The sequence below is a fragment of the Caulobacter radicis genome (genome assembly GCF_003094615.1).
In the GTDB taxonomy this organism is placed as follows: Bacteria; Pseudomonadota; Alphaproteobacteria; order Caulobacterales; family Caulobacteraceae; genus Caulobacter; species Caulobacter radicis.
In genome coordinates, this window is the sequence record NZ_QDKO01000003.1 from 21,724 (window position 1) to 31,997 (window position 10,274).

Sequence of the window (10,274 nt, forward strand, 5' to 3'; positions counted from 1 at the left end):
GTAAATTCGTTCTGATCCGGAGCCGATGATGGCTGAGTACGACTTCGACCTCTTCGTCATCGGCGCCGGTTCGGGCGGCGTGCGCGCCGCGCGGCTGGCGGCCCTGTCGGGCGCCAAGGTCGCCGTGGCCGAGGAGTACCGGGTCGGCGGCACCTGCGTTGTGCGCGGCTGCGTGCCCAAGAAGTTCATGGTCTACGCCAGCGAGGTCTCCAGCCAGCTGAAGACCGCCAAGGGCTACGGCTGGACGATCGGCGACGCCAGCTTCGACTGGAAGACCTTCCTGCACGACAAGGACGTCGAGATCGCGCGCCTGTCGGGCATCTACGTCACCAACCTGCGCAAGGCCGGCGCCCACCTGCTTCACGGCAAGGCCCGCATCATCGACGCCCATACCGTCGAGGTGCTGCCCAAGGAGGGCTCAGAGGGCGACGCCGGCCGCTACACCGCCAAGCGCATCCTGGTGGCCACCGGCGGCCGTCCGGTTCGTCCGGAGTTCGAGGGGGCCGAGCATGGCGTCACCTCGGACGAGGCCTTCCACCTGCCGACCCTGCCCAAGAGCGTGCTGGTGGTCGGCGGCGGCTACATCGCCGTGGAGTTCGCGGGCATCTATGCCGGCCTCGGCGTCGAGACCACGCTCTGCTACCGCGGCTCCAACATCCTGCGCGGCTTCGACGACGACGTCCGCGCCCATCTCGCCGACGAGATGGAGAAGCGCGGGATCAAGGTGGTGCTGGGCTGCTCGCACAAGTCGATCGAGAAGACCGAAAGCGGCCTCGTCAGCACCTTCAACAACAACCTGACCTTCGAGAGCGACGTGGTGCTGTTCGCCACCGGCCGCGACCCCTACGTCGAGGGCCTCGGCCTCGAGAACGCCGGGGTGAAGCTGGACGACAAGGGCGCGATCGCCGTCGACGCGCACTCGAAGACCAATGTCGACAGCATCTGGGCCGTCGGCGACGTCACCGATCGCATCAACCTGACGCCGGTGGCCATCCGGGAAGGCGCGGCCTTCGCCCAGACCGAGTTCTACGGCAACCCGACCGCCTTCGATCACGACCTGGTCGCATCGGCGGTGTTCTCGCAGCCGCCGATCGGCGCGGTTGGCATGAGCGAGGCCGAGGCCCGCCACGCCTTCGGCAAGGTCGACGTCTATCGCGCCGTCTTCCGCCCGATGAAGCTGACCTTCTACGGCGGCCAGGAGCGCTGCCTGATGAAGCTGGTCGTCCGCCAGGACAACGAGCAGGTTGTCGGCGTCCACGTGGTCGGCCCCGACGCGCCTGAGATCATCCAGATGGCCGCTATCGCCGTGAAGATGGGCGTGACCAAGCCGCAGTGGGATTCCACCTGCGCGGTGCACCCGACCCTGGCCGAAGAACTGGTGACCATGCGCGAAAAGTACGTCCCGGCCGAGGTTGGCGGCGTATGACGACCAAAGCCGCAGGTTCCGAGAAGAAGGGCACGCCCTGGCTCACAGGGGTCATGGTCTTCGTCTTCGTGATGACCCCGCTGCTGGGCTATCTCGCGCAGCTGGGTTTCGCACCGCTGATGGCGCTGGCCGGCCTTCTGGTTCTGCCGGCCATGGGACGTCCCCGGGCGCCGGCCGCGCCGACCCTGATCCTGCTGCTGCTCGCGATCTGGGCGGCTTTCAGCATGACGTGGAGCCCCGCGGCGCCGCCTCCCGGCAGCCTCAAGGACTATGGCGACGTCGAGAAGGTGACGGCCGTGAAGCTGTTCCTGCAGCTGGCTCTTTACGGCGCGGCGGCCGCGGCGGCCCTGCGTCTCTCGGCGCGCGGGGCCGATCGTGTCGCCACGGTGATGGGGTTCGGCGTGCTGGCCCTGGCCGTCTTCGTCGGCGTCGACGCGCTGACCGGCGCCGCGATGTTCCAGAAGTTCCGGGTGCTGAGCGGTGATCCGATCCGTCCCGACCTGGCCAAGGTGAAGATCTCCATCGGCTGCTACGTGATGGCCGTGATGTTCTGGCCCGCGGCGGCCGCGCTCGCCCGACGGGGCAAGCAGGCGGCGGTCGTGCTGCTGCTGGCCGGCGTGCTGACCGCTTCGGTCCTGGCGAGCGCCGACTCCTGCCTGGTCGCCCTGGCGGCGGGGGGCGTGGTCTGGCTGCTGGTCAAGGGGCTGGGCAAGGCCGGGGGGCGCCTCCTGACCCTGGCGATCGCCATCCCGTTCATGGTCGCTCCGATCGCGGTGCTCTGGGCGATCCAGACCGGGTTCTGGGGATGGCTCCACGGACTGGTCCCGCCGTCCTGGGACGCGCGGCTCAACATCTGGGCCTTCGCCGCCGACCATATCCAGGATCACCCGTTCCGAGGCTGGGGCCTGGACGCCAGCCGGACCTTCGGCGACGCCATCCCTCTGCACACCCACAACGCCCAGCTCCAGCTCTGGCTCGAGCTCGGCGCGGTGGGCGCGGCCCTGGCCGGCGCCTTCTTCTGCTGGTTGGCCCACGGGGTCACCCGCGCGGCCGAGACCGACCGCGGCGGAGCGGCGATGAGCGGCGCGGCCCTGACCAGCTATCTGGTCGTCGGCGCGCTCAGCTTCGGCGTCTGGCAGGAGTGGTGGATCGCCGTCGGCGCCCTGGCCGTCGTCGCCTGCGCCTCGGTTCGGTTGTCGAGCGGCGAATACAGTAGCGAGTTGGTCGAAATTTCCCCGAACGGCTAGAATATGGTCGTTCTCCGCACGATTTTTGCTTTTGTCCCAAGGGTGCGCTATGAGCGCTCCCTTTTAGAACCTTCGAGAAGATCATGACCGCCCGGTGGACCCCCGCGACCTGGAGAGCCAAACCCGCCAAGCACGTGCCGACCGATTATCCGGACGCGGCCGCTGTCGAGCGTGTTGAACAGACCCTCCGTCAGATGCCGCCGCTGGTCTTCGCCGGCGAGGCGCGCCGCCTGAAGAGCCTGCTGGGCGACGTGGCCGAAGGTCGGGCGTTCCTGCTGCAGGGCGGCGACTGCGCCGAGAGCTTCAAGGAATTCCACGCCGACAACATCCGCGACACCTTCCGCCTGATCCTGCAGATGGCGGTGGTGCTGACCTTCGCTGGCGGCAAGCCGGTGGTGAAGGTGGGCCGCATCGCCGGCCAGTTCGCCAAGCCGCGTTCGGAGCCGATCGAGACGATCGGCGAGACCACCCTGCCGTCCTACCGCGGCGACATCATCAACGGCATGGATTTCAACGAGGCCGAGCGCGTTCCGGACCCCGATCGCCTGCTCAAGGCCTACGGCCAGTCGGCGGCGACCCTGAACCTGCTGCGGGCCTTCGCCAGTGGCGGCTATGCCGACCTCTACAACATCCACCGCTGGACCCTGGGCTTCGTCGGCGACAGCCCGCAGGGCGCGCGCTACCGCGAACTGTCGGAAAAGATCTCCGAGGCCCTGACCTTCATGTCGGCCGTCGGCGTCACGCCCGACACCCAGCCCGACCTGAAGCGCGTGGAGTTCTTCACCAGCCACGAGGCCCTGCTGCTGGGCTTCGAGGAAGCCATGACCCGCGTCGATAGCACCTCGGGCGACTGGTACGACACCAGCGCCCACCTGCTGTGGATCGGCGAGCGCACCCGCCAGCTGGACGGCGCCCACATCGAGTTCATGCGCGGCGTGAAGAACCCGATCGGCCTCAAGTGCGGCCCGACCATGGAGGGCGACGACCTTCTGCGCCTGATCGACGTGCTCAACCCCAACAACGAGCCGGGCCGCTTGACGCTGTACGGCCGTTTCGGCTCCGACAAGATCGCCGACCGCCTGCCGCGCCTGATGAAGGCCACCAAGGCCGACGGCCGTTCGGTGGTCTGGGCCACCGATCCTATGCACGGCAACACGCTGAAGGCCTCGACCGGCTACAAGACCCGTCCGTTCGACCGCATCCTCTCCGAAGTGAAGAGCTTCGTGGAAGTGGCCCATTCGGAAGGCGTCCACCCGGGCGGCGTGCACCTGGAGATGACCGGCCAGAACGTCACCGAATGCCTGGGAGGCGCCCGCGCGGTGTCGGAGACCGATCTGGCCGACCGCTACCATACCCACTGCGACCCGCGCCTGAACGGCGAGCAGGCCCTGGAGCTGGCCTTCCTGGTGGCCGAGAAGCTGAAGTCTGCGCGCGATCACCAGCGCAAGGTCGCCAACGGCTGACTGCCAGGCTGACCTTAGGGTCAACCTCGGATTCGAGACGAAAGGGGCCCCGTGGATCATTTCCGCGGGGCCCTTTCAATAGTGCCCTTACGGCATGCGAAAAGATTTGTCGCAATTGCGAGGTTGCTTTTCGCAGATGCACACTCAAGACCTTCCAACGACTTGACCGCTAGCCCGGCGCTCTCCAATGGTTGTTTGAAGGGAGTGAATTTATGCGTCTGCAGGCCAAGTTGAAGCGCGAGTGGCGGTTCCTGAAGGGGCTGACCCGCACCCTCAAGCGTGTGAAATCCATCGCGCCCGACAGCGACAACCTGATCTGCGACGATCTGGAAGCGGCGGTCGACAAGTGGCGGAACAATCCGGCCATCACGTTCGAAGGCAAGACGATCACCTATGCCGAGCTGGACGCGATCGCGAACCGCTACGCGCACTGGGCCAAGGGCCAGGGGATCACCCGCGGCCAGACCGTCGCCCTCTTCATGCCCAACCGGATCGAGTACCTGGCCATCTGGTACGGCCTTTCGAAGGTCGGCGTCGCCACGGCTCTGATAAATAACCAACTGACGGGCGCCGCGCTGGCGCACTGCCTCAACATCTCCCAGGCGCTGCACTGCATCGTCGACACCGAGACCTCGCCCTGCTTCGAGGACGTCAAGGAGCAGCTGGGCCGCCACATCCAGCAGTGGGTGCTGGGTCCGGTGCATGGCGACCAGCGCGACCTGGTCAACGCCCTGAAGAGCTGCAGCCAGCTGCGCCCCGACCGCCTGACCGCCCGCGACGGCCTGGTGGCCAAGGACACCGCCCTCTACATCTTCACCAGCGGCACCACGGGCCTGCCCAAGGCCGCGCGCATCACCCACATGCGCGCCCAGCTCTACATGCGCGGCTTCGCCGGCTCGACCGACTCCCGCGCCAGCGACCGCATCTACGTGACCCTGCCGCTCTATCACGCCACCGGCGGCCTCTGCGCCATGGGGGCGGGCCTGCTGAACGGCGGCAGCATCGTGCTGCGCAAGAAGTTCTCGGCCACCCACTTCTGGAGCGACGTGGTCACCGAGAACTGCACCATGTTCGTCTATATCGGCGAGCTGTGCCGCTATCTGGCCAACCAGCCCGAGAACGAGTTCGAGCGCGCACACAAGCTGCGCCTGATCTTCGGCAACGGCCTGCGTCCCGACGTCTGGGACGACATGCTCGACCGCTTCAAGGTGGGCGGGGTGCTTGAGTTCTACGGCGCCACCGAAGGCAACGTGTCGCTGTTCAACTTCGACGGCCGCCGCGGCGCGATCGGCCGGGTGCCGGGCTACCTGAAGAAGAAGTTCAACATCCGCATCGTCAAGTTCGACGTCGAGACCGAGACGCCGGTGCGCTCCGCCAACGGCTGCTGCATCGAGGTCAAGCCCGGCGAGATCGGCGAGTGCATCGGCCATATCGCCAGCGACGCGCGCTCCAACTTCACCGGCTACGCCGACAAGGCCGCCACCGAGAAGAAGGTGCTGCACGACGTCTTCGAAAAGGGCGACGCCTGGTTCCGCACCGGCGACCTGATGCGCCAGGACAGCGACGGCTACATCTACTTCGTCGACCGGATCGGCGACACCTTCCGCTGGAAGGGCGAGAACGTCGCCACCAGCGAGGTGTCCGAACGCCTCGCCGGCTTCCCGGGCGTCAAGGAGATCAACGTCTACGGCGTGCCGGTGGGCGATCTCGACGGCAAGGCCGGCATGGCCTCGCTGGTCGTCGGTCCCGAGTTCGAGATCGACAACCTGGCCGAATACGTCGACCGCGAGATGCCCGCCTACGCCCGTCCCGTGTTCGTGCGCCTGCAGCCCGAGATCGAGACCACCGGCACCTTCAAGTATCGCAAGATCGACCTGGTGAAGGAGGGCTTCGACCCGGCCGTCATCAAGGATCCGCTGTATTTCCGCGAGCCCGGCAAGGGCTATGTGAAGGTCACCAAGGCGGTCCACACCAAGATCCTGGCCGGCGGGTTCAAGCTCTGAGCCTGTCGGAAGCCTGGTCGCCGCTGGCGATCTTCGCGACCCTGACGCCCAAGGACCCCGCGCGCCGCCCGGTGCGCGGGGTTTCCTATGGCGACCACCCGCGCCAGCGGCTCGATGTCCATGTGCCGGCGAGCGGGGCAGGGGACTGGCCGGTGCTGGTGTTCTTCTACGGCGGGGCCTGGAACTCGGGTCGCCGGAAGGACTACGGCTGGGCCGCGCGCGCCCTGGCCGCCCAGGGTTTCGTCGTCGTCACGCCCGACTATCGACTTTATCCCGAGGTCCGCTATCCGGCCTTCCTTGAGGACGCGGCGCTGGCCGTCCGCTGGACGCTCGAACACGCGCCGCGCCTGGGCGGCGACCCGGGCCGGCTGTCGCTGGCCGGACATTCGGCCGGGGCCTACATCGCCGCCATGCTGGCCCTGGACCCGTCGCACCTGGCGGCTGCCGAGGTTCCGTCCGGCGTGGTGAAGGCCTTCGCCGGCCTGTCGGGGCCATACGCCTTCCTGCCGCTGGACGGCGAGATCACTACCCGCACCTTCGGGCACGTCGACGACCTGCCGGCCACCCAGCCGATCGGTTTCGCCCGCGCCGGCGCGCCGGCCGCCTTCCTGGCCACGGGAGAAGGGGACACGACCGTGCGACCGCGCAACACTCGCAAGCTGGCCAAGGCCCTGCGCGAGGCGGGCGCGGTCGTCGAGGAGCAGGTCTATCCCAGTCTCGACCACGCCGCTCCGCTGCTGGCGCTGTCGCGGCCGTTCCGTCGCAAGGCGCCGGTCCTGGCCCAGATGACGGGGTTCCTGAAGGCCAAGGCGGGCTGATCCCCACGCGACCATCCACCGCGCCTTGCTGCGCTGCGATTGAACCTGCGTCCCATCCTGTCTATATGGCCCTGACTGAACGCGGGTCATGTGTGTGGCGACCTCGCGAAATCCCAGTGTTTCAACGAGATAAGAAGGGGCGTCGCCATGCTTCTGACCATGATGAAGGCCAAGCTGCACCGCGCCACGGTGACCCAGGCCGACCTCGACTACGAAGGTTCGATCGCCATCGACCGCGACCTGCTGGACGCCTCGGGCATCCTGCCCAACGAACAGGTCGACGTGCTCAACATCACCACCGGCGCGCGCTTCACCACCTACGCCATCGAGGCCCCGCGCGGCTCGAAGGTGATCGGCGTCAACGGCGCCGCCGCCCGCCTGGTGCAGAAGAACGACACCGTCATCGTCGTCACCTACTGCCAGATGCCGGCCGAGGAGGCGCGCAACTACGCCCCGACCGTCGTGCTGCTCGACGAGGGCAACATCATCAAGCAGGCCGCCTGATGCGGCCCGGCGCCGTCCCGGCTTTCGTCCTGGTCGGCGCCCTGGCGCTGGCCGGCTGCGGCGGCCCCAAGCTGCCCAAGGGCGTGGACGAGGACGCCCTGACCCAGGCCGTGGGTCGGGCCATCGGCTCGCCCTCGACCTGCGTGCTGATCGCCGAGCCCGGCGGCAAGGTCCTGTGGACGGGCGGGGGCTATATCTCCTGCGCCCGCAACCTGCCGACCTGCGAGGGCAAGACCTCGACGGCCCAGGACGTGCTGAAGGCCAACCTGGCCGGCGAGGCCAGGTTCATCAGCTGCGACAGCAGCCCGACCAACCGCGTGGGCTGGGCCATGGGCCCGGTGCCGGCCGGCAAGGGCCGTGAAGCTTCCGGCCTGCGCTACCTCGCGGTCATGGAGGGCGAGCGCGCCCTGCCGGGCATCGAGATCCAGGACCGCGTCGAACGCGCCTTCGTCCGCGCCGGATTCTGACGAAAGAAAACCTCGCTCCCGGTTGGGAGCGAGGTTTCCGGTTTCAGGACTGAGCCTGGCCGTTACTGCTGCGCCTCGTAGGTGGCGCTGACCTCGACCCGCACCTTCAGTTCGCCGCCCGAGATCGCCGTGGAATCGGCCATCTCGCGCTTGGCCATGGCGAACATCGGCACGGGCTGGGGCGAGGGGGTGTAGCCGCCGGCCTCGTTCAGGCTGACCAGGCGCACCACCTTGTAGCCGGTGGCCCGGGCATAGAGGTCGGACTTGGCCTTCAGGGCCGCGACGGCCTTGATGCGGGCCTCGTCCTCGGCCTTCTGCGGGTTCTGCAGGCCAAAGCTGATGCCGCTGACGGTGTTGGCGCCGGCCGAGGCGGCCGCGTCCACCGTCTGGCCCAGCTTGGACAGGTCGCGCGCCAGGATCGTCACCTGGTTGCTGGCCTGGTAGCCGGTCAGGCGCGGCGGCTGGTTCTGCTCGTAGACGTACTGCGGATTGACGTTGAGGTTCGAGGTCTGGATGTCGCGCTCGGCGACGCCGGCCTTCTTCAGCGCCGCGATCACCTTGTTCATCGCCGTCCCGTTGGCCGACAGGGCCGCGGCGGCGCTGGCGCCTTCGGTCTGCACGCCCAGGGTGATGGTGGCCATGTCGGGCGCGATGGCGGTTTCGCCCGAGGCCGACAGGTTGAAGGTGGTGGCGCGGAAGGCCGCGTCATTGCCCTGGGCGGCCGCGGGGACGGCCGACAGGGCCAGGATAGCGGCGCCGGCGGCGGCCAGGGCCGGAACGGTCGAGCGGATGCGGATCATGGTTCTTGTTCTCCTGCGCGCGGGGACCCAACAGTGCGTCGACCCGCGATTGGTTCCCCTGTCGCAAACTCAACCTGAACCGCACCTTTAAGCCGCGTGCAGCCCATGCTAATCGACCGGTCCTCGCCCGCGCCGACTCTCGTCCCGCGCGGCATGGGGGCCTGTAGCTCAATGGTTAGAGCCGACCGCTCATAACGGTCTGGTTGGGGGTTCGAGTCCCTCCAGGCCTACCAGCCCCCTCAGCTGTTGCTGCCTAGATACCTGCGCACTTCCTCCACCGACGCGCCGGCGTGTTCGCAGGCGGTGTGGAGCTGTTCCTCGCTGACGCCCAGGGTCTCGGTCCAGTAGCGGACCGAGCGGGGCTCCCGCAGGTCGATGGACTTGTCGTCGTCCTCGGCGGGCAGGGCGGCTGGGACGGATCGGACGTGGGGCATGGCGGCCTCCTTTGGAGGAGGAAGCCGCAAAGCGCCGCCGCGTTCCACGCGGGCGCCGCATGCGGCCGCCGCCTCGCCTGTCGGGGTGGCGGCGAGACGGCGGCCGGGCGGCCTCAAGATACTGGGGAGGAGGGCCGCGCCATTCGAGAGGCGGTGCGGTGGAGTGCCGATCGAACGTCGTTATCCTGTCCGTTCAGCGCCCGCCAAGCTTGGAGAATGGCGGCCGGATTTGTCGAAACCCGGCCCATCGACGTCGAAATCGCGAGCATCGGGGCGGGTTTCGGGGTCTTGACCGCTGCGACAAAACGTCCCTGCGACAGGTGTCCCAGGCGTTTGGCTTCGCTACTTTCACCCATGTCAGTCGTTCGCGACATAACATTGTTCAAAAATCAGCGTTTCCCTTACCGCTCAACCAAAGCACGTCCCGAAAATTGACGTTTCTCCACTTCCGGGGGAGGTGGATTCGCCAACTCTCCACCTGAGAGAGCGCAACTTCCGCGACCGGCTGTCGCAGCTACCCCTAATGCTCGTTAATCACTCGGCAACGGCGAGCGCAGCAAGTCTTACGCGAGTGAGATCCTGTTCGAATTTCCAGAAGGGGCGGCCGGACATGAAAAAAATAGCGACTTCAGTTTTCGTCGTAGGAACGATGGCGTTCATGGCGATTTCTGGTTCGGCGACTGCTGCGACGGCGTCGAGTTCTTTTCAGGTCAACCTGACCATTCAAGGCGAGTGCAAGGTGCAGTCGGCCTCGAATGTTGACTTCGGCTCGCGCGGGGTCATCGACGCCAACATCGACACCACCAGCACCATTGGCGTCCAGTGCACCAATTCCACGCCCTATACGGTCGCCCTGAGCGCCGGGGCGGGCACCGGGGCGACTGTCGGCGCGCGCAAGATGACCAGCGCCGCCAATGACACGGTCGGCTACGCCCTCTACCGAGACGCGAGCCGCACCCAGGTCTGGGGTGTGACCCAGAATGTCGACACCCAAGCCGGCACCGGTAACGGCGCCGTGCAGTCCTACACCGCCTACGGCCGTGTCTCGGCCCAGACGACGCCGGCCCAGGGCGCCTACAGCGACCTGGTGGCGGTGACGATCACCTACTGAG

Annotated in this window: 11 protein-coding genes and 1 tRNA gene; 9 read left to right on the forward strand and 3 right to left on the reverse strand. The window is 67.4% G+C overall.

All coding sequences use genetic code 11. From position 1 onward, the window contains the following. Positions 1–28: 28 nt before the first annotated feature. From gor to DDF62_RS00155, 7 genes are all read left to right on the forward strand, one after another. A complete protein-coding gene (gene gor / locus DDF62_RS00125; protein ID WP_116487299.1) occupies positions 29–1,426 on the forward strand; it encodes a glutathione-disulfide reductase in 1,398 nt (465 codons plus the stop codon). Beyond that, positions 1,423–2,673: an O-antigen ligase family protein gene (locus DDF62_RS00130; RefSeq protein ID WP_133244860.1), complete on the forward strand. Its 1,251-nt coding sequence runs from the start codon at positions 1,423–1,425 to the stop codon at positions 2,671–2,673. Before gor ends, DDF62_RS00130 begins: the two co-directional genes overlap by 4 nt. 83 nt (positions 2,674–2,756) lie before the next feature. Next, positions 2,757–4,136, forward strand: a complete 1,380-nt coding sequence (locus DDF62_RS00135; RefSeq protein ID WP_116487219.1) for a class II 3-deoxy-7-phosphoheptulonate synthase — start codon at positions 2,757–2,759, stop codon at positions 4,134–4,136. Positions 4,137–4,348: 212 nt separating this feature from the next. Beyond that, complete coding sequence (locus DDF62_RS00140; RefSeq protein ID WP_116487220.1) at positions 4,349–6,139, forward strand: long-chain-acyl-CoA synthetase; 1,791 nt, start codon at positions 4,349–4,351, stop codon at positions 6,137–6,139. A gap of 71 nt (positions 6,140–6,210) precedes the next feature. Beyond that, entirely contained in the window at positions 6,211–6,957 is a 747-nt protein-coding gene (locus tag DDF62_RS00145) for an alpha/beta hydrolase (protein ID WP_244286654.1), read from the forward strand. 147 nt (positions 6,958–7,104) lie between these two features. Next, a complete protein-coding gene (gene panD / locus DDF62_RS00150) occupies positions 7,105–7,461 on the forward strand; it encodes an aspartate 1-decarboxylase (protein ID WP_116487221.1) in 357 nt (118 codons plus the stop codon). Beyond that, the gene (locus tag DDF62_RS00155; protein ID WP_116487222.1) at positions 7,461–7,928 is read left to right on the forward strand and encodes a hypothetical protein; all 468 of its coding nucleotides are present in this window, start codon (positions 7,461–7,463) and stop codon (positions 7,926–7,928) included. Before panD ends, DDF62_RS00155 begins: the two co-directional genes overlap by 1 nt. A gap of 62 nt (positions 7,929–7,990) precedes the next feature. On the opposite strand, the gene DDF62_RS00160 is transcribed toward DDF62_RS00155, so the two are convergent. Then, positions 7,991–8,728, reverse strand: a complete 738-nt coding sequence (locus tag DDF62_RS00160; protein ID WP_116487223.1) for an SIMPL domain-containing protein — start codon at positions 8,726–8,728, stop codon at positions 7,991–7,993. A gap of 157 nt (positions 8,729–8,885) precedes the next feature. Here DDF62_RS00160 and DDF62_RS00165 point away from each other — a divergent pair. Then, a tRNA-Ile gene (locus DDF62_RS00165) sits at positions 8,886–8,961 on the forward strand. Between the two features lie 6 nt (positions 8,962–8,967). Here the strand turns inward: DDF62_RS00165 and DDF62_RS00170 are convergent. Then, positions 8,968–9,162: a DUF3606 domain-containing protein gene (locus DDF62_RS00170; protein WP_116487224.1), complete on the reverse strand. Its 195-nt coding sequence runs from the start codon at positions 9,160–9,162 to the stop codon at positions 8,968–8,970. A 534-nt stretch (positions 9,163–9,696) separates the two neighbouring features. Next, positions 9,697–9,822: a hypothetical protein gene (locus tag DDF62_RS26435; RefSeq protein WP_276310639.1), complete on the reverse strand. Its 126-nt coding sequence runs from the start codon at positions 9,820–9,822 to the stop codon at positions 9,697–9,699. Here DDF62_RS26435 and DDF62_RS00175 point away from each other — a divergent pair. Further along, positions 9,821–10,273 (forward strand): Csu type fimbrial protein, encoded by a 453-nt coding sequence (locus tag DDF62_RS00175; protein ID WP_243410587.1) that lies wholly within the window; start codon positions 9,821–9,823, stop codon positions 10,271–10,273. The two genes, DDF62_RS26435 and DDF62_RS00175, sit on opposite strands and share 2 nt — an antisense overlap. Position 10,274: the final 1 nt, after the last annotated feature.